Genomic DNA, 24,978 nt, shown 5'->3' on the forward strand with positions numbered 1-24,978 from the left:
CTTTTACTCTCAAAATTTACATCGTATTCTCACTAATCAAGGAACTTTTTGTGCCGCTAAACGCGGCTGCAAATATACCAACTTTAATTTCATTCCAGCAAACTTATTTTGAACTTTTTTTTTAGTTAAATTTTAACCTTAAAAACGCTCGTGTCTCCCAGTATACAATGAACTTCACCTCCCAAATCAACTACTCGTTGATCGCTTAGCGGGTGCAAATATACGTCCTCTTTTTTCTTACCCGCAAACTTTTACTTAAGTATTTTTTAAAATAATTTTAATCTTTTCTTAATACTTTGGTAATACGGGAGTTACTGAGAAAGTTTTTTTCTTCATTTACGGGACTGAAAGGTTTTTAATATAATAAAAGGCATCAGTGATGCCCAAGCGTTAGGGATTGAAGCGGTAGCTCCTAATGAAACAATGTGAAATTGGGACTACAAGCGTAAAGCCCGACCCCGAACTTTAGGAGGGGAAACGCACAAAAAAGAAAGAAAATTAAAGAAAGAAATCCCAGACTAGACCAAATCTCACCAAAAAATCTCTGTATGGATTCTCTGGAGCAGAAAAATTATTATTAGCATCTAATAAAGAATTAAGATGTTCTAACTTAAAAAATATCCTAGTTTGCTTCACTTTTGCATTAAAAAAGAAATCCACTACTGGAAATCCACCTAAACTTTGATCATTCTGCACATAAAATTCGGCAAGAACAGGATCGTAACCATCCATTTGGTAGCTAGTGAAATATTTTAAAGTTAAGCCTGTCTGTAAATAAAGAGCTCGCTTGAACCAATGATCCCTATAATAGAATGTATTGCGGGTAGTAAACTCTGGAACGTTTAATACACTCTCGCCATTTAGAACTTGTTGATACATTAAGGTATTATCTAAAGCAAACTTACCGTATTGAAACTCCCTACCGGCTTTCAGTTTAAAATAGCTGATCTCTCCACTTTCTTGAAAGGGTTTTGTAAGGTCTTCTTCATTTGTCGAGAAATAGGTATAGTTAGTTATTCTCGTATAGCTTGCATCTACATCTACCAAATTAGTAGATTCTAATTTCACGGCTAAACTTTGGGTATTGGTGTTCTCGAAATCTGTTTGCCAATTATAATTTATATAATCACTTTGATATAATTGAAAATTAAAATTAGGAGCACTTTCGTTACTGCGAAGTTCGGCTTTAATCTGATTATTCTTATTAATGAAATAATCTGCACCGGCTAAAAACTTATGTCCTGTAAGATCCCCTGCTACATTCACCATAAAGTCCCCATACATTTTAAGAGGTCCAAAGTTTTTGTAATATCCAGCACCGGCAGAATAATTATCACCCTTTATTCTATTGGCAATAACAGATTGATCTTCTAAAATAAATACAGAATTATAGCCATAATTATAATGCGTAATGCCAGCCTTCAGTTTTAACGCTCCAAGCGTACTATTAGCATAGGTAACACCAGCAACATTATTTATATTTCTTAGTTTCACTCTATCTCTAAGATTAGTAGTTTTAAAAGAATCCCCGAAAAAATCTACTGGGGCATCCTGACTAAATACATACTTCTTATCACTAAAGTCTAATTCATGAAAAAGAGTAAGTTTATTATTCTTCCCATTTGCTAGATCATATTCGTGAGTTAAAAAGAAACGCTTCCCATACAGTACATTTTCTGCATTTTCGAATTTAACTTCTAAAATGGATCTATCGTCAAATCCAGGTTCCTTACCTATATATTGTTCTAAAGCTTGCTCTGTTAATCCACCATTTTCACGATTTAATAAATCCTGAGACACGAAGTGTGTTTTAAGTCTGTACTTTTTATTGAGGGTCGCGTAATTAAGTGTAGCTCTAAAATTCCCTGTGCTGGTTAACATATTTTGATATTTACCTAAGGACCGTAAGCCTTTATAAGCAATAGAGAAATTTAATCTCTCGGAAGTATTTATTGTAAAAAAGGCATCTAAAGCCTGACCTTGTTCTGGAACAGTTTTAAAAAAAAGTTCTGTAAGTGGTGTGGGAACTTCATAATAATAAATATCCTGTACTTCCATAAAATTATAATGTCTAGCTCTAGCTCCCAATTCTGGAATTAGATCTATCTCATTAAAATTATAGGCAAGTTTATTATAGGTTTGACCCACATTGGCAAAAGAAACTAATTCAAAATTATCCTTTCTTAGATAATTGAATTTATAATCCTTTTGGATAGTTAAGGTAGTATCTACGTAAGTGGAATCTCCTGATACTGAAAAAATCTTATAAGCTGTGATTGGTGGCTTCTCTAAAGAATCTTTTTGGGTGCTGCGTTTATTCACTGATGGATCTCTTTCTGGTTCCTGCGCTAAAAGAAATAATGGAACCAAAAATAAAATAAGAAAAAAAGATAGGTGTTTCATAGACTTTTATAGACTACTACAAATGTAAAATAATAAAGTTAGATGTAGAAAGTTGTCTAAAAAGAAAAACCGCCCCAATGGGGCGGTTTTATTATTGAATGCTATTCTCTTGGAATTAGTATCCGAAGTTCTGTGGTAAGTTAGCATTTGCATCATCTTCTGCAAGAGGAATTGGCAAAGCATAATTAAAACTACCGTAAGTAGGACCTTCATGTAATTGTAATGCAACATCTACAAATGGAATGTCCATTTTAGTTCTTGCCAAATCATGAAATCTAAATCCTTCAAAAGCTAATTCTTTTCTTCTTTCTAATAAAATATTAGACTTAGTAGCAGCATCATATAATGTAGCTCCTCTTTCAGCCGGAATTTTATTTAACCAGATTAAAGCTTCAGCAGGGCTTGCTGTTTCCAACAATGCTTCTGCGTAGATCAATACCATTTCTTCATATCTAATTACAGAGATATTATCTTTGTAAGGAGCATAAGATGGGTATTTACCAGTGTTTCTTAAAGTACCATTAGCATATCGAGTTATTACACCTTCTTTATCTGCAGTTGTAACACCTCTAACATCTGTATCTTCATAGATAGCAGCTAAGTTTGGCAATGCAATAACATCCCCATAACTTCCTTGCTGATAAATATTTGCAAGACCATTGATTCCTTCGTTATCAGTTTCTGAAGCAGCTATTTCAAATATAGAATTTGAAGCACCATCTATAGAAAAAGAGTTAAGGAAAGCATCTTTAGAAATCACACTAAAGTTAGTAGATAAAATCACTTCTTCAGCAGCATCTAAAGATCTCTGCCAGTCACCAAAATAATTAGCGATTCTAGCTTCAACAGCACTTGCAGCATAAGTATTTATATATTCTACACTACCTACACTATCGTCCATTAAACCTTTAGCAGTTGTTAAATCTGCATAAGCTAAATCTCTAACTTCTTGCACAGTATTACGTGCTGGAAACAAACTGTTTTCATCTCTAAAAGCAGTTACGTAAGGAACACCTAAAGAAGATAATCCACCACCATTTACATTCTGTTGTCCGTAAAAAGTAAGAAGATCAAAATGAGCTAAAGCTCTAATAACATAAGCTTGACCTTTTATCTGATTAACTTCTGCCTCATCTCCAGTAATACCTTCAGCATTAATAACGATGTTAGCAGATCCTATAACAGTATATAATCTTGCCCATAAAGTTTCTGCAATAGCAGAAGTTGGCAATAAATCCATTCTCGCTTCGGCTACGAAACGGTTTGAATTTGCATTAGAGGAAGTGTTATCTGAAAACACCTCTCCTAATATGATCTTGTCTCTTCCATAATAGTCGCTTATAGACATTCTGTTATAAGCTCCGTTGATTACAGCCTGAAGATCATTAACAGTGTTAACACTAGTAACGATATCCTTAGATTGCTGTAAAGTTGGATCTAAACTATCTTCAGAGCAAGAGGATAAAACCCCTAAGCCTAAAGCTATTGTAAATAAATATTTAAAACTTTTTTTCATTTTTCTTAAAATTTAATGTTAACTCCTAAAGTATATGATTCAACAGGAGGCGTAGTTAATGCAGTGTATCCATTAGCTCTAACTTCTGGATCCAATAATAAACCATCGTCTTTTACCCATGTAGCAACGTTTGTTCCACGTAAAGTAAGTGTTAAACCGTCAATTCCAACAGATTCAACAAACTTAGAAGGTAGAGAATATCCAATTGCAACATTTTTCAATCTTACATAATCTCCATCATATAAATGACGAGAAGAAGTTGCGTGGAAGTTATCATTTCTACCATAATCTAATTTAGGTACGTTTGTAACATCTCCAGGCTGTTGCCATCTGTCTAATAATTCACTTACACCATTGTAAGAGTTTAAAGTGAACGAGTTTGTTCTTAAGTAAAATTGTGCATATTGCTCATAGATCTTATGTCCACCTGCAAAAGATGCATTTCCTTCAGCGAAGAAACCTTTGTAATCTAATCTCATTCCTAAACCACCAGAATATGTTGGCAAAGCACTAGCACCTTGATCTACTCTAGCTGCAGCGTTATAGTTAGAAGTAACTTCACCATCTACACCATTTAAAAACCATTCTGGTGCTCCAGTATCAGCATTCACTCCAGACCAAGTTCTCATATACCATGAACGTAATGGTAAACCAGTTCTAGTTGTTTTATAACTACTTCCAGCTTCTGTATCTAATTCACTTCCATTTGCTCCAAGAGCTAATTCAGTAACTTCGTTATCTACAGTTGCATAGTTAGCAGAAATATTCCAAGTAAAATCTTCAGTTTGAATAATATCAATACCTAATTCAGCCTCGATTCCTTTATTCACCATTTCTCCAACGTTTCTAGCTTGCTCATCAAAACCAGTAGTTAAAGATAATGGAACGTTTAATAATAGATCGTATGTTCTACGGTTGTAGTAAGCAAAAGATCCAGAAATTCTATTTTGAAGTAATCCAAAAGTAAGACCAATATCAAAAGATTCACCTTTCTCCCAAGTTAAACCTGCATTTCCAAACTGAGAAGGGAAACCAGCACCATTATCTGCATAATTCGCACTATACGTTAATAAAGGTTGGTAAGCATTAAGTCCAACACCGTTGTTACCAGTAATACCATAAGAACCTCTTAATCTAAGAGTATTGAAAATATTCCCAGCCATAAAATCTTCTCTATGAACATTCCATGCCGCACCTACAGAACCAAAAGTTCCAAATCTATTTCCAGGAGAGAATCTTGAAGATCCTTCTCTTCTAATAGTACCATCTAAAACATATTTACCAGCATAATTATAGTTAACCAAACCTAAGTAAGAAACGTTATACCAGTCTTCGAATTGTGAATCTGCATCGAAATTAGCACTTGCCGTGTTAATTTGAATTAAACCATCTACTGGGAAGTTCTCTCCAGAACCGAATAAGTAAGTATTTTGATTCTTTTGGTATTCAAATAAAGTTGTGATATCAAAATTATGATTCTCACCTAATTTGAAGCCATAGTTTAAAGATGATTGGTATACTAAGTTAAAGTTCTTTTGATCACTTATAGCAATATCACCATTAATATCATCTGCATCACCTTCATATCTGTTTCTGTAAGAAGTATACTCGTTTAATTGGTAATCTATACTTACTCTATTAGAGAAAGTAAGACCATCGTATAATTCCCAATCTAATTTAGTATTTGAAAGTGCTCTTGTTAAAGCATTTCTAGTTACGTTATTCTCGTTAACATAAAATATGTTTGGAAGAGAACCAAAAGGAAGATCGATATTATAAGAACCATCATCATTTCTGATGCTGTTAAATGGGTTCATTAAATATCTTGTAATAAAAGGATTCGAAAAGAAAGTTCCGTTTTCAAGAACTGGATTCTGAGTAATGTTAGAAACATTCATAGAAGTAGAAAGTTTTAAATTATCTCTCAAATCTCTATCAAAGCTTAATGATCCATTAATTCTCTCAAAAGCACTTCCTATTACAGTAGCTTCAGTTTTGTTGTAACCTAAAGATGCATAGAAGTTAGATTTTTCTCCACCTCCAGATGCAGAGAATGTGTAATTTTGCGTTAAAGCATCTTCATTTCTAATTTCTCCTGCCCAGTCATTATCTGTTACTCCATCATAGAAATCATCTACAGAAAGCAATTCTGAAATCCCATTTCCAGGAGCAGAAATACCTAAATCAGCAATAGTACCATTTGGACCGTAAGATCTGTAAAGAGCTTCATTTAATAGAGTATATCTCTCAGCTCCTGTTAATACATCTCTCTTGTTGAAAGCATCATTTTGAAAACCTACTTGAGAAGAGAATGTGAATTTAGTATCACCTGCTTTACCAGATTTGGTAGTAATTACACCATTAGATCCACGTGCTCCATAAGCTGCAGTAGCAGAAGCATCTTTTAATACAGTTAAAGTTTCAATATCCTGGCTGTTAATAGAAGCCAAAGGATTCAAACTAGAATAATTATCACTTCCTGAAACGTTGGTGTTTGCAACTGGCACACCATCTATTACATAAAGAGGATCGTTATCTGCGTTGATCGAACTTATACCTCTAATTCGGATATCCGCGACAGAACCCGGAGTACCAGAAGCTTGAGACATTTGAAGTCCAGCAACTCTACCTTGTAAAGCCTGATCTACAGAAACTGTTGGAGATTCCGCCAACTCTGCACCACTTAATTGAACTGAAGATCCTGTAACTTCTTCAACTCCTTTAGTGCTATAACCTAACACTATAACCTCATCTAGTTGTGATGCATCTTCTTGCATAGAAACATTTACAACAGATTGAGTTCCAACTGTAACTGTTTGCTTAAGAAAACCTACATAACTAAAAACTAATTTAGATCCAGTAGCAGCTTTTATACTATACTTTCCGTCAAAATCAGTTAAAGCTCCGGTATTAGTACCCTGTACTAATACGTTTACACTTGGAAGGGGTAAACCTTCCGCATCAGTTACCGTCCCGGTAACCGTTAAATCTTGTGCAAAGGTTAATTGCACCACAAACGCTAAAAATAGCGTTAGAATTCCATTTAATCTTTTTTCCATTATTTTGTTAATTTGAATTAGCCAGCGCCAAAAATCCTAATAAATATTGAATAAAACAATATAATTTGAAGTCTTGATGTGTTAAAATCTTAACACTACGCTACTTCGTAGATGCATTATTTATAAGAAGGTTGCGTGAGGAGTCAAAAAAAAATGTAAAATTTGTAATATGTTATTAAATTCCTTTAAGAAATCTAAGATTGAGTGCGGGACAGACGAAGCTGGAAGAGGTTGTCTTGCAGGCCCCGTTACCGCAGCAAGTGTTATACTTACATCACAATTTAAGAGTGATCTATTAAATGATTCTAAAATTGTTAAAAGCACTAATAGAAATATTTTAAAAAAGATTATTGAAAAAGAAGCCATCACTTTTAGTGTGGCACATATCTTTAATGAAGAGATAGATAAAATAAATATTTTAAACGCCTCTATACTTGGTATGCATAAGGCAATTAACCAGCTATTAATTATTCCTGAACATATTTTAGTAGATGGAAACAGATTTAAACCTTATTTGGACATCCCACACTTATGTATAATAAAAGGAGATGGGAAATATTTAAACATTGCCGCTGCTTCTATACTCGCAAAAACTTATAGAGACGAGTTCATGAATTTAATACATGAGGAATTCCCTATGTATAACTGGAAACAGAATAAAGGATACCCAACTAAAGAGCACCGGGCAGCGATCCAGAAATATGGAGTAACAAAATACCACCGACTAAGCTTTAAATTACTTCCAGATCAGTTAAAATTAGAGCTATAACTTATTACTTTTGTGAAAAAGGATATAGAATGAATAAATTTTTACTGGCTCTTCTTTTGTGCTTCTCCCTGTTTTCATGTGATACTCCAAAAAACCAGGTTAACAATCTATATGAGCTTACTCCTGAAAAAAGTCATTTTATCTTTGAATCTGAGAATATTCCAGAATTTTTAAATAAAGTAGATAACAATAATTCTTTAAAAGAGTCTGATCTATTTAAGAGTTTCGATTCTCAAGGAATTAAATATTATTCTTCACTTTCCTCTCCAGCAAACTCCTTAATATGCCTCATTGAAAATGACAGTTTAAAATATGACTATGTATTTATAACTCAATCCACTAATGACAGTTTAAAAAAACCAGAATTAAAGGATTTCTCTGTTGAAACAATCCGCACCAAAGACTTCAATTACAAAAAAATAAGAATTGGAAAATCTACAATTTATAGTACTAACCTTAATAAAGTGGAATTCGCAAGTAATTCTCTGAAGATCCTTAAAAAAACCGTTGATTCAGATAAACAAAATAAGGCCTCTTCAGAAAGTTTTAAAAAGGCGATCACTGCAAGATCTAAAGGGAAAACATCTTTGTATATAAATCACGAATATTCCAAAACAACTATTACTAAAAAGAATAAAGAAAGTAATTCTCCCTTAGCAGATTGGAGTGTTGTAGATCTGGAGTTAAGCAACAATAAAATTAGCTTTAATGGAATTGCTATTACCAAAAAACCTTCAAGTCAATTATTAAATATATTTCAAGGGGTACAGCAGCAGAAAATTGAAATTTCAAATATCACTCCTGTCTCAGCTAGGGGTTATTTCTCTTTTACCTATGAGGATTTTAATAAACTTTCAGAAAAATTACATGAGTTTAAAAAGGACAGTATCCTAGATAACAAAACCACCATTTTAAACTATTCCAAAGAAGCCGGTCTTATTTTTATAGGAGATGATACTGCAACCGCTCTCACCCTTGTTGATCCAGAAGTAGCTTTAAGTGCATTCCCTATTCAAGAGGAATTAAAAAAAGAATTTCGCGGGATAAATATCTACTCAGCTTCCAACAGCGATCATTTAAATTTACTAAAGCCACTTATTAATTCTGGGATTCCAAAATATTCTATGTTTTTAGATAACTTTTTGGTCTATGCTGAAAAACAAGAAACCTTAGAAAACATTATAAGCAGCTATCAAAACACCTCTACGCTAGCTAAAAATGCCAATTTTATAACTATTCAGGAAGATCTGGCAAACTCTTCTTCCTTATTAATAGTAAGCAAGCCTCAGCTTTCTAAAACTCAAAGGGAAAACTCATTAATTCTTAACAGTTTAGATCTAATTAATAATATAGGGGAAGAATATAAGCTTGCTGCTACCCAATTTGTGAGTAATGATGGATTTACTCATATTCATGGAATAATATTAAACGAGGGAGATAGTGACTCTGAAGATACACAGGAATTAAAAACAACTACACTTCCCATCAATATTAAAGAGAAGTCCTATATTCTTAAAAACCATAATTCAAATGAGTTAGAATTAGCATTTCAAGATGACAGCAATGTGTTATCCCTTTTAAATTTAGACGGCAAAGTTCTCTGGAAGAAAAAACTAAAAACACAAATTATTGGCGAAATATCTCAAATAGATCTTTACAAGAACGGGAATCTTCAAATCGCTTTTACAACTTTAAACAAATTCTATATTTTAGATAGAAACGGAAAAGAGGTAAAACCATTTCCAATAGAATTTAAGGATGACATCACACAGCCCCTTGCTGTTTTTGACTATAACAACACAAAAGATTATCGGTTTTTAATAGTTCAAGGGAAAGAGCTCTTAATGTATGATGCCCAAGGAAAGATTGTTAAAGGTTTCGATTTCAAAAAATCTACCACTGAAATTAGTCATGCCCCAAAACATATTCGAATAAGAAATAAAGATTACATCGTATTTCCAGAAAAGAATGGAAAACTAAACATTTTAAGCAGACAGGGAAAGGACAGAATCTCTATAAAAGAAAAAATTGAATTTTCTGAAAGCGAATGGTATGAAAATAACAACGAGTTTGTATCCCTATCTGAAGACGGGGAATTGCTAAGAATAGATCAAACTGGTAAAACAACTAAAAAGCAATTAAGCTCTAATGGCAACCTACATATAGTAGCTAATGAAAATGCGCGGGTAATACTTTCAGAAAATATTTTAACCATTAATAATAAAGAAATCACCTTAGATTTCGGCTTATATTCAATTCCTAAAATATTCGACATTTCGGGTAAGACTTATATAGGGATCACCGATACCCAAGCTAAAAAAGTGTATCTATTTAATGAAAAAGCAGAGTTGCTTCCAAATTTTCCTGTTTATGGGATTTCATTGATCGACATTATTAATTCCAAAACAAAAAATAGGTCTATTATGTTCGTACTAGGAGAAAGCAATGAAGTAATAAGCTATGAATTTTAAAAGAATGATATTATTTTAAATATTTTTCCTTCAAAATCTGGTTATTTTTAAGAATTTAAATTAAATTTAATAAATGCTATATATCTGTATAATAATTAGTTACATAGTATTTTGTTGCTCCCCTAACATTTAGGTTTTACCTAGCTTTAAAAAATTGCTCCCCACTATATCCCAAAATTTTTAGCCTTAATTAAGAATTTTAAAGATATAATTATGAAAAATCAAGTATTTGCGATGATGTTCTTTTTGTGCTTCTCAATTGGAACTGCACAAGAATGTAATAGTTATTACCCAATGGTTGAAGGAATAACTGCAGAGTTAACTTCTTATGATAAAAAAGGGAAAACTGCTGCGATCGTAAATTACCAAATTACAGATGTTCGTGAGGAGGGCGGGCAGAAAATTGCCCAAATCTCTTCTTCTGTCAAAGATGAAAAAGGGGAATTATTAGCTAACTCTAATTATGAGGTTACCTGCAGTGGAGATGTGGTTTCTATCGATTTTAAATCTATGATGAGTCCACAGTTAATGGAGCAATACAAAGACATAGATTTCGAGATCACTGGAAATAATATAGAGATTCCTAATAATTTAAATGTTGGGGACAAACTTCCAGATTCTAATATGGAGATGATCATGAATATGGCTGGAATGAACATGAAAATGAATGTAGCAATGAAAGATCGTAGTGTGTCTGGTAAAGAAACTATCACAACTCCTGCAGGAATTTTTGATTGTGTAGTTATAACCTATACCTCAGAATTTAAAATGGGAATGACAAGAAATGGCACTGCAAAACAATGGCTTTCCAAGGGAGTAGGAATGGTAAAACAAGAAGACTATAATGGAAACGGAAAACTAACTGGCAGCAGCATGCTTACTGCCTTTAGTAAGTAAGCATTGTTAAGCCATTTTTAGCTGTGCTTCAAAAACACTGGTAAAGTGTTGTAATAACTTCTGTTCCACTTCTTCCCTGTTTACTTCTCGCACCCCTAACTCTACATTTAAAGAAGTAACCGCTTTTCCGCGAATTCCGCAGGGAATAATATTATCAAAATAACCCAAATCTGCATTCACATTCAATGCAAACCCATGCATAGTTACCCACCGACTAGCACGAACACCCATGGCACAGATCTTTCTGGCAAATGGTGTTCCTACATCAAGCCAAACTCCTGTTTCCCCAGGACTTCTATCTGGCTTTAGTCCGTATTCCTTCAATGTTAATATGATAACTTCCTCTAGGAAACGCAGATATTTATGAATATCGGTGAAAAAATTATCCAGGTCTAGAATTGGATATCCTACTAATTGTCCAGGGCCGTGATAAGTAATATCTCCACCCCTATTTATCTTATAATATTTAGCATTCTTCTCCTTAAGCTGCGCTTCATTAAGTAGTAAATGTTCTAGATCGCCACTTTTCCCCATTGTATAAACATGCGGATGCTCCACCAATAACAAATAATTAGGTGTCTCTAAAGAAAGTTCCTCTCTCCTATTCCTGATCTTTAGATCTACAATAGCTTTGAATAACTGCTCCTGATATTCCCAGGTTTCTTTGTAATCTTTTAACCCAAGATCCTGAACTTCTATCAATTTGTTCATTATTTCCTGTTATTTAAGATAATTAGCGCTGCTATTACTCCCGGGATCCAACCAAGCAATGTTAGAATTAGCACAATTAAAATTGAACCACATCCTTTGTCATATACTGCTAATGGGGGAAACAATACCGATAGAATCACTCTCCAAACACTCATAGATCTTACTTTATTTTTCTTAAGGCCACAAAGATACCAATTAATAATTGCGGAAAAATGATCCTATTTATTCTTTCTAAATCCTATTAAATTGAAATTGACTAGTTATACGAATGTCATTATATTTGCAACTTCTTATCCCTGAAGATAAGACACAAATTAAAAGACATCATGCAGCTATCTGAACAAGAAATTGTAAGAAGGGAAAAATTAGCTTCTCTTAGAAAATTAGGCATCAATCCTTATCCGGCAGATCTATTTCCGGTAGATCATACAACCGCCAAGATCAAATCTAAGTTTGAAGAAGGCAAGAAAGTAATAGTTGCAGGGCGACTTATGTCTAGAAGAATTCAAGGAAAGGCATCTTTTGCAGAGATACAGGATTCAGAAGGAAAGATCCAGGTATATTTTAACAGAGATGAGATTTGTCCTGATGAAGATAAAAGTAAATACAACGACGTTTATAAAAAATTACTAGATATAGGTGATTTTATAGGAATCCACGGAGAGTTATTTACCACTCAGGTTGGTGAAAAAACGATCATGGTAAAGGAATTCTCTTTGCTTAGTAAATCATTACGGCCTTTACCACTTCCCAAAACAGATAAGGAAGGTCACGTTTTTGATGAATTTAATGATCCTGAACTGCGTTATAGACAACGTTATGCAGATCTTGTAGTGAATCCAAAAGTGAAAGAGGTTTTTGTAAAGAGAACAAAACTTTTTAATGCCATGCGTAATTTCTTTAATGATGCTGGTTATTTTGAGGTTGAAACTCCTATCCTTCAATCTATTCCAGGGGGAGCTGCCGCAAGGCCTTTTAAAACGCATCATAACGCATTAGATATGCCTCTTTATATGAGAATTGCCAATGAATTGTATCTTAAAAGATTGATCGTTGGAGGTTTTGATGGAGTTTATGAGTTCTCAAAAAACTTCAGAAATGAAGGTATGGACAGAACGCATAATCCCGAGTTTACGGCAATGGAGATCTATGTAGCTTATAAGGATTACAATTGGATGATGGAATTTTGTGAGCGACTTTTGGAACATTGCGCAATAGCAGTTAATGGAACTACCGATGCAACTTTCGGTAAACACTCTGTAAGCTTTAAAGCTCCCTACAAAAGAGTGACCATGACCGATTCTATTATTGAATTTACAGGTTTCGATATCACTGGAAAAACTGAAAAAGAACTTTTCGAGGCAGCCAGAGGAATGGGAGTAGATGTAGATGAGACTATGGGTAAAGGAAAACTTATAGATGAGATCTTCGGTGAAAAATGTGAGGGTAACTACATACAGCCAACTTACATTACAGATTACCCAAAAGAAATGAGTCCATTATGTAAAGAGCATAGAGATAACCCAGAATTAACAGAGCGTTTTGAATTGATGGTTTGCGGAAAAGAGATCGCGAATGCATATTCTGAATTAAACGACCCTATAGATCAACGAGAACGTTTTGAGCACCAAATGGAATTGGCTAAAAAAGGAGATGATGAAGCTACCGGGGTTATAGATTACGACTTTTTACGAGCTTTAGAGTACGGAATGCCTCCAACATCTGGAATGGGAATTGGAATGGACAGATTGATCATGTTTTTAACCAACAATCAATCTATTCAAGAAGTACTTTTCTTTCCTCAAATGAAACCAGAGAAGAAAGCAACAGTTCCAAAACCTGAAGATTTTATTAAAATTGGAGTGCCGCAGGATTGGGTAGAAGTAGTCATGAATGAGTTTTTAAGTGTAACAAAACTTAAAGAAAATAAGGCAACACAAGTGCATCAGAAATTAAATGGGTTGAGAAAAAAGAACAAATTAACAATTCCTGCTCTGCAACTAGAAGAAGTAGAAAAATGGTTTTAAATGTTAATTTTTCAGTTTCTTTCTGAATACATTAAACCTTTTAATAATAATTAAGTCTAAAGGCTACCAAGAGGTAGCCTTTTTTCGTTTTATATTTCACTAAAAGAAAGCTTCGTCTTATATTCAACTAATTATTCAATTAAAACGTTTTACATGACCAAACAGTTCACCCACAAGCTATTACTTATAGCCTTGTCAATTTCTGTATCCGGTTGTGCCGTTTTTCAGCCAAAAGAAAAAAAGGCCCCGGCACAAGCATCTGCAAAATCGGATTCTAAAGACAAAAATGGTGTTAAACCTTACGACAAGGTGATCACCAAAGATGCGAAATCTGACAAAGGTTTATTTACAGTACACAAAGTAGATGAGAATTATTTCTACGAAATCCCAGACAGTCTTCTAAATCGTGAAATGCTTACTGTTACCAGAATTGCTAAAACCGCTAATGGTATTGGTTTTGGTGGAGGCAAACAAGATACTCAAGTTCATAAATGGGAAAAAAAGAATAACCAGATCTTATTAAGAGTTGTTTCTCACGAGATCTTTGCTGCAGATTCTTTACCTGTACATGAGGCCGTAACTAATTCTAACTTTGAACCTATTTTACAGGCTTTCCCTATTAAAGCTTTTCATAAGGATTCTTTAAGCCAAAATTATGTGATAGACGTTACAGATCTTTATTCTAAAGATGTAATGGCTTTAGGTTTACCAGATAGAGATAGAAAAGAATACAAAGTTTCTAGATTAGACGATGCACGTTCTTATGTAGATACTATTAAAAGTTTTCCAGAGAACATTGAAGTGCGTCACGTAAAAACATACAATGCTTCGAATCCTCCTTCCAATGAGAGTACTGGATCTATTTCATTAGAATTCAGTAATTCTATGATCTTATTGCCAAAAGTTCCAATGAAGCGTAGATATTTCGATCAGCGTGTGGGTTGGTTTGCAAGAGGACAAGTTGACTATGGTTTAAGTGATCAGAAAAGTAAAACGGTTAGATATCTTGATAGATGGAGATTGGAAGTAAAGGACGAAGATCTTGAGAAATTCAACAATGGAGAACTGGTAGAACCAAAAAAACAAATTGTTTATTATATAGATAGAGCAACTCCAAAACAATGGGTTCCTTTTATTAAGCAAGGTATCGAGGATTGGCAAGTAGCTTTTGAAGCAGCAGGCTTTAAAAATGCTATTATAGCTAAAGATGCACCAACTAAAGAGGAAGATCCAGATTGGAGCCCTGAAGATGCAAGATATTCTGTGGTTAGATACTTAGCTTCTCCAATACCTAATGCTAATGGACCTCACGTAAGTGATCCAAGATCTGGGGAGATATTAGAATCTGATATCAACTGGTATCATAATGTAATGACATTATTAAGAAACTGGTTCTTTGTACAAACAGCAGCTATTAATGAAGATGCGCGTAGTGTACAATTTAAAGATGAAGTAATGGGTAGGTTAATTCGTTTTGTATCGTCTCACGAAGTTGGACATACTTTAGGATTGCCACATAACATGGGAAGTAGTGTTGCTTATTCAGTAGAAGATTTAAGAGATCCAGAATTCACTAAGAAGTTTGGAACTGCACCTTCTATTATGGATTATGCACGTTTTAATTACATCGCACAACCAGGTGATGGAGATGTAGCTTTAATGCCAGAAATTGGGGTTTATGACAAATATGCAATTGCTTGGGGTTACAAACCATTATTAGATAAATCTGCAAAAGATGAAAAACAAACTTTAGATTCTTGGATCTTAAAACATCAGAATGACCCAATGTACCGTTTTGGAAGTCAGCAAAGTGGCGTGATAGATCCTAGTTCTCAAACTGAAGATCTTGGAGATGATGCAGTACTTGCTAGCCAGTATGGAATTGCAAATTTAAAACGTATTGTTCCAAATCTAATAGAATGGACTGCTGAAGATGGTAAAGATTATGAAGATCTTGATGATCTTTACGGGCAGGTTCTTAGCCAATACAATCGCTATATGGGACATGTAACTGCCAATATTGGTGGAGTTTATCAAAATTACAAGACCTATGATCAAGAAGGTGCCGTTTACACACATGTTCCTACTGCAAAGCAGAAAGAAGCCATGGCTTTTCTTCAGAAGGAATTATTTGAAACCCCAGAATGGTTGATAGATCAAAACATTTTCAACAAAGTTGAATTTGACGGGAATTTAGAAAGAGTTCGTGAGTTCCAGGAAAGAAGTATGAATAATTTGTTAGACTTCGGAAGAATGGCGAGACTAATGGAAAATTCTGAAATTAATGGTAAGACAGCATATTCCTTATTAAATATGATGACAGATCTTAGAACTGGTATCTGGAGTGAATTAAATAGAGGGAATTCGATAGATCTTTATAGAAGAAATTTACAAAGATCTTACCTACAACGTATGGAATATTTAATGACAAAGGAGCAAGACCCTATTCCTGCTCGTTTTAGAAGTTGGGTTTCCAGAAGTAATGTAGATGTTGCAAATAGTGACATTAGACCAATTGTAAGAGGCGAACTTGTTACGCTTCAGAGCAATATTAGAAATTCTATGAATAGATCTAACGATAAATTAACGAGATATCATTTACAAGATGCTCTTAAAAGAATAGATCTAATCCTTAATCCTATAAATTAAAAAACAGCTTTTTCTAAGCTACATTTTTAATAACCTATGGTTTTAACTTCCATAGGTTATTTTTTGTTAAATACGTTTGGAATAAATACAAGTTGCTTATTTTTAAATAATTATAAATTAAAAAACCAATTATGAAAAATAGAATAAGTTTAATGTTAATAATGTTCATATTCTCTCTTACCACTTTCGCACAGGTAGAAAAACAAGAAATGAAACATAAGGGAGAAGATCATAAGATGCATATGAAAATGATGGGAGATCAAGATCCAGCTGAATTTTCTGATAAAATGGGAATGAAGTTAGGATTGAATGCTGAACAAAAAGAAGCAGTGAAAAAAGCTCAACTTAAAAGAAAAGAAAGTTTAATGGAGCTAAATAAAGACCATAAAAAGATCATGGCAAGTGAAGATGCTGAAAACATGGCTAAAGAAAGGTCTGAAATGCACGCAGGCATGATGGAGATAAATGAAGATTTTAACGAGTCTATGATGGATGTTTTAGATGATTCTCAATATGTGCAATGGAATACCATGCATACAGAACAAATGAAAATGCACGAAGAGAAAATGAAAATGCATGACGAAAAAAGCAAGATGAAAGAGGGGAAAATGAAAGAAGGAAAAATGAAGATGAAGATGAAAACCATTAAGACCAAGGAAAAAGATGATATGGATGATGATAATCCAGTTAGATAATCACTCTTTCTTTCAAACAAAAAAAACCGGCAGCTTGCCGGTTTTTTTTGTTTGAATAATCTCGCTAAATCTCTCTATAAGAAAAAATGACCTTTTTAGTTGATAATAGATAAAGAGAATTAAACTAATCTCAGGTTTTCCAGTCTAAACTAATGAACACAAAATAAAAACATTATGAAAAATACAATAATCATTATCTGCTTTTTAATGTCTGTAACTGCATTTTCTCAGCAAAGGGAACATAGAGAAAAAATGTCCCATCACTCTGAGATGACTTCAGAAGAAATGGCAACGTTAAAGTCTAAAAAAATGGCACTTCAATTAGATCTGAACAAATCTCAGCAAGAACAAGTGAAACAATTATTTGTTGCGAATATGAATGAAAGAAAAGCGATGATGGAGAACAAAAAAGAGGCTGGTACAAAAGCTATGGATTCTACTAAAGCAGATCGTTTTAAAATGATGAATTCTAAATTAGACCAACAAATTGCAATGCAGGATAAAATGAAAAAGATCCTTGATGCAGAGCAATTTAATGAATGGAAGTCTTCTTCAAGAAAAGAAATGTCTAAAAGAAGACGCCATCAAGCTGATACAAAGAAAAAAATGCACAGAGCTTCTGCCAAAACCCAAATGAGAAAAGAGCTTCACAAGAATTAGATCTTGGCAGACTTCAATCTTAATGCATTTGCTATTACAGAAACTGAACTAAAACTCATTGCTAAAGCAGCGATCATAGGAGATAACAATAAGCCAAATATAGGATATAGCACTCCTGCAGCTATTGGAACTCCAATGGTGTTATAGATGAGGGCAAAGAACAAATTCTGTTTAATATTTCTCATTACCTTATCACTAAGATTTTTAGCCTTAACAACCCCGTGTAGATCACCTTTTACCAAGGTGATCTTTGCGCTTTCTATAGCCACATCTGTTCCAGTTCCCATTGCAATTCCCACGTTAGATTGAGCCAATGCCGGAGCATCGTTGATACCATCTCCTGCCATGGCAACTAATTTCCCTTCAGCCTGCAGACGTTTTACTTCATTCAATTTATCTTCGGGCAACATTCCTGCTTTGAAACCAGATAAATGAAGTTGATCTGCTACAGATTTTGCAGTTTTTTCATTATCACCTGTAAGCATAACAACTTCAATCCCATCATCCATTAATTCCTTAATTGCTTGGGCACTTGTTTTCTTTATAGGATCTGTAATGGTAATATAACCAACAATTTTATTGCTCACAGCAACATAAGAAACTGTTTTGCCTTGCTCTTGCTCACTTTCAACCTGACTTTTAAATTCTGAAGTGATCTCTGCATTTTCAGCATCCATCAATTTTTCATTTCCTATCGCTACTCGTTTTCCTTCTATTTCCCCAGTAACTCCTTTTCCTGTAACCGAATTGAAATTTGAGGTTTCCGCTAAAGTCACATGTTTCTCTTTAGCGTATTTCACTGTGGCTTGAGCAAGTGGATGTTCACTCATTGCATTTACAGAACTTATATAGTGCAACACCTCATCTTCAGAATAAGTAGAAGTTAAGGCTACAACTTTTTCCACAGAGGGTTTCCCTTCTGTGATCGTTCCTGTTTTATCAATTATAAGCACATCAATTTTGATCATTTGCTCCAAAGCCTGTGCATTTTTAATAAGCACCCCATTTTGGGCTCCTTTTCCAACTCCTACCATTACAGACATTGGCGTAGCTAATCCTAAAGCACAAGGACAAGCGATTATCAATACTGCAATTGCATTTATCATTGCATAGGCATAAGCAGGTTCAGGCCCATATATTGCCCAAACAACAAAGGTTATCACAGAGATTAGTACTACAATAGGCACAAAATAGCCAGAGATCTTATCGGCTAATTTTTGAATTGGAGCTTGAGAACGGCTAGCCTCATTTACCATTTTAATAATCTGTGCTAATAAGGTTTCATTACCAACTTTTTCTGCTTTCATTGTAAAACTCTGGTTGCCATTTATGGTTCCAGAACTCACTTTATCGCCTTCCTCTTTATCTACTGGTATTGGTTCTCCAGTGATCATAGATTCATCCAGACTACTTTGGCCTTTTTTAATAATACCATCTACCGGAATTTTATCTCCCGGTTTTACCCTTAGTAAATCTCCAACTACAATTTTATCGGTTGGAATTTCCTCTTCTAATCCATCAATAATTCTGAAAGCCTTATTAGGAGCTAACTTTAAAAGCTCTTTAATGGCACTATTGGTCTTGCTATGCGCTCTTGCTTCTAATAACTGCCCAAGCAGCACTAAAGTTAAAATAACAGTTGCAGCTTCAAAATACACATGAACTGTCCCCATTTCAGTCTTAAATTGATCTGGAAAAAGGTCTGGAAATAACAAGCCTACTACACTAAAAACCCAAGCGACTCCTGCTCCAATTCCAATTAAAGTGAACATGTTAAGATTCCAGGTAATTATAGATCTGTAAGCGCGTTCAAAAAACATCCAGGTTGCATAAAAGACTACAGGAATGGAAAGGCCTAATTGGATCCAGTTCCAAAACTTCATATCTAACAAATCGTAAAGTGGATTTCCAGGGATCATTTCAGACATCGCAATCAGAAATATTGGGAGTGTAAATAAGACTGCGATCTTGAATTTTTTAAGCAGATTTAAATAGGTCTTATTTTCTGCGGAAACATCTGATTTCATTGGCACCAAATCCATCCCACAAATAGGACAATCTCCAGGCTCATCTTTAATAACTTCCGGATGCATCGGGCAGGTATAATTTGTAGCAGATGCTTTTAAACTCATTTCTTCCACGAGATCCATCCCACATACGGGACAATCACCTGGTTTAGTATAAGTTTTATCTCCCTCACAATGCATAGGGCAATAAAAAGTTCCAGTTCCTTCTTTTCCTTTATCGGTTTCTGCTACAGATTCCTCATTTTTTCCTGAAGGCGCTTCACCATGTTTATAGATCTGATAGCTTCCTCCATCTTCTTTTAGAGCTTTTTGAAACTCACTCAATTTAATATGAGAATCCATTTCTATTACTGCTTCCGCTTTTTCCAGATTCACCTGGGCATTGGTAACACCTTTTACTTCTTTTAAAGTGTTTTCTACATGAGTTCTACAACCATTACAGGTCATCCCTGTTACATCGTATGTATGCTTCATGCTTTTACCGGTTTCATATATCTCATAATTCCCGCCTCCGCTCTTCAACGCTTCTTGAAAAGTTTCCAACGAAATATGATTCTGCATTTCTATTTCCGCTTCGGCTTTTTCCAGATTCACCTGGGCATTGGTAACACCTTTTACTTCTTTTAAAGTGTTTTCTACATGAGTTCTACAACCATTACAGGTCATTCCGGAAATTGTATAGGTATGTTTCATTTCTTTTGAATTCAGAAAAGCCCAGAATATTCTGGGCTTTTAATACTATTTTTTAGTGTTATGCTAAATGCGCCTCGCAAACAGCTGCACAATTTCTACAGGCTTTAGCACAATCTTGGCAATGTGCGTGATCGTGTTTTTCGCACTCTTCTGCACAGGCATTACAAACCTTTATACAATATCTAATAAGATCATCTACATCTTTATAGCCAGTTGCAAGTAATTGATTTAATGTACTGCATACTTCTGCACAAACTTTGTCTGTTCGGATGCAAGTACGCATCATCTTCACATTTTCCTCATCTAAACAGGCATCTGCGCAATAATTGCAGTGGTTTATACAATTACCTAAAGCGTGTACCATTTTTTCATTTCTCATAACATTAGGTTTTGTGGTTTATACCCAAAGTTACTTAATAGATATATTAAATACTTTTAAAATTATGGTAAGGATTTATGAAAATATGGGAATTTAAAAGGCATCTAAAGTGTTTCTACCTTGCTGGGATCTTTTGTATTGAGAAGGAGTTATTCCTGTACTATTTTTAAATTGAGTAGAAAGATAAGCTGCGCTGCCAAAACCTAAATTATGTGCGATCTCAGAAATACTTAGCTCATCGTATTCCAGCAATTCTTTAATTCGCTCTACTTTAAGTTCATTTTGATATTTCTGAATACTTTTCCCCTCAGTCTTAGAAAATATAGAGCTTAGGTGGCTATAATCAAAATGTAGATTTTCTGTTAAGATCACAGATAAATTCTGATGAGTATCAGAATCTTTTTGAAAGATTTCGTTTAAAATGATCGCTTTAATTTGCTTAACAATACGTTCATTTTTTTCTGATAGTATTTCGAAACCAACTTTCTTAAATTCCTTCTGAAGTTCTTCCATTTGATGGAGATCGATAGAATTTGGAAGTTCAATAGTTCCCAAGGATATATTTAGAAATTCAATATTATTACGTTGTAGAATCTCCCGCACCGAGAGAATACAACGATCGCAAACCATATTTTTTATATGAAGTTCCTTATTAGCCAAATGATATAAATATTGAAAATTAAAGCCTATCTACTACATCTAAAAGGTTAAAATAAGATGAAGAGACAGGCTTTAATTTTACTAGACTTTTATTTAATTTATTACTTCCTCTACTCTACCACATTTAAGCATTTTATCACCAAAATACGGGTTTCTTATTTCTGAAGAAGTAGAATACCAGTAATCCCCTTTTCCTTCGAAAGCCATAGGACAGTATTGCTTATAGATCTCTCCAGAAGATAAAGCACCTGTTAAAACAGTTTCCATCTCTTTTGTTATCTTAGAGAAAGCTTCCCTTTGCTTATTGATATCTGTTGCTTCTACTAATTGATTAGTGGCATCCAATAAAGTTTGCTCAGCCTTAGCTTCTTTTAAACTTTCCAATAACAATTTAGCATGCTCCTGAGCCTCTGTATTCTCTGATGCTACTAATGCCGATTTAATTCCGATATAATGCTCGAAAGTTGTTTGAGTAATAGTTTCCTTGAACTGCACATTTATAACATCTTCTACATCCATTTTATCTACAGAACCTGTTTGTTCTTCAGCATTCATTTCTTCATCCATTACAGTATGGCTTTCATCTTTCTTATCCTTGTTTTCTCCACATGAATAAAATCCAAAACTCGCTACTAAAGCAGCAATCATTAATCCGTTTCTAAGTTGTTTTTTCATTATTTCTTTTTTCTAATTATTCTTATTAAAAAATTTTCTAATACTAGGAGACTAGGTCTACCAAATGGTAAATCCAACTTGTACACTTATTAATCCCAGTAAAGAAAATACACGCAAAATTAGTTATTAAAACCGTCTATATTTTCATAATCTATAGGTTGCGTCATCCATAGAAAGTCGAACATCTCCAATCTCTATGCCGAATACTCTCAAATCTTCCGTTTTCTTTGGAACAATGGCTCTTATTCGGTCTGTATTGTTGCAACCCAATCCATAAGCACTTTCTTATCATCATCTGTTAACTTAGCCTCTTGATGTAACCAAGTATATTCATCTAAAGGCATCTTGTCATTTTTAACCTCTTTTATAAGTTCCTCTAATTTATGATCTTTTCTCTTCTGAGAATATTCCCCAAATTCACTGAAATTGAGTTCACTTTTACCCTCATCTACATGATCTGCTAAGTACCAATTCACAGGTTGAACCCTATTATACCATGGATACTCTGTATTGTTGCTATGGCAATCATAACAAGAAGCGCGTAATATAGCTTCCACTTCTTTAGGCGGATTGTAGCTTGCGATAAAATCTGACGCTGGAATTGTTTCAGACTGATTATAATTTTTAGGGAAAAATTGAATTACGATTAGTGCTATTAAAGCAACAATTGCAAGAATTTTTAAAATTTTCATCAAGTTAAAATTTAGTGTTATCAGACTTTATTAAATCTTAATTAATCAGTTTTTTAATACTCATACAATTAAGAATTTTTCCGCCACCAAAGTACGGATTTTTTGTGGCTTTAGTTTCACTAATTCAAAATGCTCCCTATCCAAAAAGGCAGTTATTGTATTACAAAAATTCTTAATAAACCTATTTTAAATATTATTGATAACCTTTTTTAATTTTTCAGTAATTTCTTCTGCGATCTCTTTTAATTCTGAATTATCGATGGCTTGCATAGAAGCTAATGGATTCACTGCGGCAATCTCTACAGAATTGTCTTTAAGTTGCTGCACAATTACATTACATGGTAACATAGTTCCTACTTTATCTTCTGCCGTTAAAGCTTTATGTGCATAAGGCGCATTGCAGGCTCCCAAAATTCTGTAATTCTTGAAGTCTATATCCAGCTTCTTTTTAAAAGTTGCCTTAAGATCGATATCCGTTAATACTCCGAAGCCTTCCTTTTCTAATTCTTTGGAAACTTTATCTATAACGTTTTCAAAATTCCCCTCTACTGTTTTATTAAAATAATAATTCATATTGAAGTTTTTTAATTGTTTGTACTTTGATTAAAATCTCATTGAAAGTCCGACACTGATTCCAAATCTGTTATCCTAACTCCTTATTAAAGATAAGTTTTTAGAAAGAAAATATTCCATCCCTGATCTTCTCCTTATTTACCCTCATTCTCCAATCTTTCGATCATTCTTTTCATCTCTAGTATCTCCTTTTTCTGTGCTTTAATTATGTCATCAGCTAATTTCTTCACCTCAGGATCTTTTATATCTGCTCTTTCACTGGTAAGAATTGCAATAGAATGATGAGGGATCATCGCTTTCATCCACAACACATCTCCAATTATTGGACTTTGAGCCCTTACTAACCCTAATGCACCTAAAAATAGCATCAAACTTCCTATATAAATAGCGATATTCTTCTTCTTATTTTTATACATGTTCAACATAAGAGATAGCATGATCACTGCCATTGCAGAGATCCCTAAACAGCTCATATAAAATCGAGTTAAACTAAAATAGACATGGTCAATTTGATAGGTGTTTAAATACATGGTGATATACATCGCCACAAAGGATAAACCAAGCATTAAGAAAAACTTGGAATAATTATTTCCTTGCATTTTATGTTGACTTTTGGCTTCTGGATTCATATTGATTAGTTTTTGGTTGTCGAACTAAAGTATTGGATTAAAGCTTATTATATTGTTAAAATATTGGATTGTATTTATACTATTTGGTCTAAAGAATTCCTAAAATTTTCATTCAAACCCTTGTATTCCGTCAAACTCATTCCTGTTTCATTCTTAAACTGGCGGGATAAATAATTCATATTAGCATAATCTAACAACTGACTTATTTCTGTGAAATTAAATTCTTTAGACTGTATTAGTTCTTTCACCTTTTCGATCTTCAGTTTTATAAAATATTTCTCTATAGTAACTTTTTCTGTAGCCGAAAAAATCTTGCTTATTTTAGAATAATCAGAATTCAGTTTAGCAGAAAGTAGATCCGATAGATTTCCTTCAAGCTTAAGTGGGAATTTATTTAACAGTTTGATCAATTCAATTTTAACTTCTTCTGTAATTATATTTTCTGGGCTGCTAATTAGAAGGAAACCATTTTCAGTTAAAACCTTATTCAATTTTAATTTTGTTAACTCCTCATTGTCCGTATCTATAATAACTTTACCTAAAATGACTTCCAAAACAACTACTTCCTCAGCGAGTAGCTCATTCCTGATCACTTTAATGCATCGGTCACAAACCATGTTCTTTATATAATATTCCTTGATCATGAGCTTAGTAATTATTTAAAAACTTATCCTATTCTTATTATTTTTTACAACTTAAAAAAAGAGATTTTATCTTATCTCTAAAAGTTTAATACTTGATTTAGAGCTAAGAATATTAAGGTGAATGAAACTATTCCATAAATCAATCTGGC

General features: G+C 33.8%; 20 protein-coding genes. 7 read left to right on the forward strand and 13 right to left on the reverse strand.

The features are described 5' to 3' along the window. Nucleotides 1–498: 498 nt before the first annotated feature. From BC962_RS00005 to BC962_RS00015, 3 genes are all read right to left on the reverse strand, one after another. A complete protein-coding gene (locus tag BC962_RS00005; protein ID WP_121343887.1) occupies nucleotides 499–2,403 on the reverse strand; it encodes a putative porin in 1,905 nt (634 codons plus the stop codon). A gap of 115 nt (nucleotides 2,404–2,518) precedes the next feature. After that, entirely contained in the window at nucleotides 2,519–3,919 is a 1,401-nt protein-coding gene (locus BC962_RS00010; RefSeq protein WP_121343888.1) for a RagB/SusD family nutrient uptake outer membrane protein, read from the reverse strand. A gap of 5 nt (nucleotides 3,920–3,924) precedes the next feature. Beyond that, entirely contained in the window at nucleotides 3,925–6,978 is a 3,054-nt protein-coding gene (locus BC962_RS00015; protein ID WP_121343889.1) for a SusC/RagA family TonB-linked outer membrane protein, read from the reverse strand. Nucleotides 6,979–7,147: 169 nt separating this feature from the next. Here BC962_RS00015 and BC962_RS00020 point away from each other — a divergent pair, with 169 nt between their 5' ends. From BC962_RS00020 to BC962_RS00030, 3 genes are all read left to right on the forward strand, one after another. After that, complete coding sequence (locus BC962_RS00020; RefSeq protein WP_121343890.1) at nucleotides 7,148–7,747, forward strand: ribonuclease HII; 600 nt, start codon at nucleotides 7,148–7,150, stop codon at nucleotides 7,745–7,747. Nucleotides 7,748–7,776: 29 nt separating this feature from the next. Next, nucleotides 7,777–10,218 carry a hypothetical protein gene (locus tag BC962_RS00025; RefSeq protein WP_121343891.1) on the forward strand — a complete coding sequence of 814 codons (2,442 nt, stop codon included), beginning with the start codon at nucleotides 7,777–7,779 and terminating at the stop codon, nucleotides 10,216–10,218. A gap of 213 nt (nucleotides 10,219–10,431) precedes the next feature. Next, nucleotides 10,432–11,115 carry a TapB family protein gene (locus tag BC962_RS00030; protein WP_121343892.1) on the forward strand — a complete coding sequence of 228 codons (684 nt, stop codon included), beginning with the start codon at nucleotides 10,432–10,434 and terminating at the stop codon, nucleotides 11,113–11,115. A 6-nt stretch (nucleotides 11,116–11,121) separates the two neighbouring features. Here the strand turns inward: BC962_RS00030 and lipB are convergent, their stop codons facing one another. Further along, nucleotides 11,122–11,826 (reverse strand): lipoyl(octanoyl) transferase LipB, encoded by a 705-nt coding sequence (lipB, locus tag BC962_RS00035; protein ID WP_121343893.1) that lies wholly within the window; start codon nucleotides 11,824–11,826, stop codon nucleotides 11,122–11,124. After that, nucleotides 11,826–11,981, reverse strand: coding sequence for a YqaE/Pmp3 family membrane protein (locus BC962_RS00040; protein WP_121343894.1), 156 nt, complete (start codon nucleotides 11,979–11,981; stop codon nucleotides 11,826–11,828). The genes lipB and BC962_RS00040 overlap by 1 nt, the downstream gene beginning before the upstream one ends. A 171-nt stretch (nucleotides 11,982–12,152) precedes the next feature. On the opposite strand from BC962_RS00040, the gene lysS reads away from it, so the two are divergent. From lysS to BC962_RS00060, 4 genes are all read left to right on the forward strand, one after another. Continuing rightward, nucleotides 12,153–13,853, forward strand: a complete 1,701-nt coding sequence (lysS, locus tag BC962_RS00045) for a lysine--tRNA ligase (protein ID WP_121343895.1) — start codon at nucleotides 12,153–12,155, stop codon at nucleotides 13,851–13,853. A 153-nt stretch (nucleotides 13,854–14,006) separates the two neighbouring features. Beyond that, nucleotides 14,007–16,502, forward strand: a complete 2,496-nt coding sequence (locus tag BC962_RS00050) for a zinc-dependent metalloprotease (RefSeq protein ID WP_121343896.1) — start codon at nucleotides 14,007–14,009, stop codon at nucleotides 16,500–16,502. A 131-nt stretch (nucleotides 16,503–16,633) separates the two neighbouring features. Further along, complete coding sequence (locus tag BC962_RS00055; RefSeq protein WP_121343897.1) at nucleotides 16,634–17,197, forward strand: hypothetical protein; 564 nt, start codon at nucleotides 16,634–16,636, stop codon at nucleotides 17,195–17,197. 174 nt (nucleotides 17,198–17,371) lie between these two features. Then, complete coding sequence (locus BC962_RS00060) at nucleotides 17,372–17,857, forward strand: Spy/CpxP family protein refolding chaperone (protein WP_147405595.1); 486 nt, start codon at nucleotides 17,372–17,374, stop codon at nucleotides 17,855–17,857. Here the strand turns inward: BC962_RS00060 and BC962_RS00065 are convergent. The 8 genes from BC962_RS00065 to BC962_RS00100 form a co-directional block, all read right to left on the reverse strand. After that, nucleotides 17,854–20,577, reverse strand: a complete 2,724-nt coding sequence (locus BC962_RS00065) for a heavy metal translocating P-type ATPase (protein WP_121343899.1) — start codon at nucleotides 20,575–20,577, stop codon at nucleotides 17,854–17,856. The two genes, BC962_RS00060 and BC962_RS00065, sit on opposite strands and share 4 nt — an antisense overlap. A 58-nt stretch (nucleotides 20,578–20,635) precedes the next feature. Then, nucleotides 20,636–20,956 carry a four-helix bundle copper-binding protein gene (locus BC962_RS00070; RefSeq protein WP_121343900.1) on the reverse strand — a complete coding sequence of 107 codons (321 nt, stop codon included), beginning with the start codon at nucleotides 20,954–20,956 and terminating at the stop codon, nucleotides 20,636–20,638. Between the two features lie 93 nt (nucleotides 20,957–21,049). Then, complete coding sequence (locus BC962_RS00075; protein WP_121343901.1) at nucleotides 21,050–21,616, reverse strand: helix-turn-helix domain-containing protein; 567 nt, start codon at nucleotides 21,614–21,616, stop codon at nucleotides 21,050–21,052. A 93-nt stretch (nucleotides 21,617–21,709) separates the two neighbouring features. Further along, the gene (locus BC962_RS00080; protein WP_121343902.1) at nucleotides 21,710–22,291 is read right to left on the reverse strand and encodes a DUF3347 domain-containing protein; all 582 of its coding nucleotides are present in this window, start codon (nucleotides 22,289–22,291) and stop codon (nucleotides 21,710–21,712) included. A gap of 242 nt (nucleotides 22,292–22,533) precedes the next feature. After that, nucleotides 22,534–22,983 (reverse strand): heme-binding domain-containing protein, encoded by a 450-nt coding sequence (locus tag BC962_RS00085; RefSeq protein WP_121343903.1) that lies wholly within the window; start codon nucleotides 22,981–22,983, stop codon nucleotides 22,534–22,536. A gap of 186 nt (nucleotides 22,984–23,169) precedes the next feature. Next, nucleotides 23,170–23,556, reverse strand: a complete 387-nt coding sequence (locus BC962_RS00090) for a DUF302 domain-containing protein (RefSeq protein ID WP_121343904.1) — start codon at nucleotides 23,554–23,556, stop codon at nucleotides 23,170–23,172. 134 nt (nucleotides 23,557–23,690) lie between these two features. Continuing rightward, on the reverse strand, nucleotides 23,691–24,185 hold the full coding sequence (locus tag BC962_RS00095; RefSeq protein WP_121343905.1) for a DUF305 domain-containing protein: 495 nt from the start codon (nucleotides 24,183–24,185) through the stop codon (nucleotides 23,691–23,693). 74 nt (nucleotides 24,186–24,259) lie between these two features. Further along, nucleotides 24,260–24,829, reverse strand: coding sequence for a helix-turn-helix domain-containing protein (locus BC962_RS00100; RefSeq protein WP_121343906.1), 570 nt, complete (start codon nucleotides 24,827–24,829; stop codon nucleotides 24,260–24,262). Nucleotides 24,830–24,978: the final 149 nt, after the last annotated feature.

The organism is Gillisia mitskevichiae, from assembly GCF_003634585.1.
Classification (GTDB): Bacteria; Bacteroidota; Bacteroidia; order Flavobacteriales; family Flavobacteriaceae; genus Gillisia; species Gillisia mitskevichiae.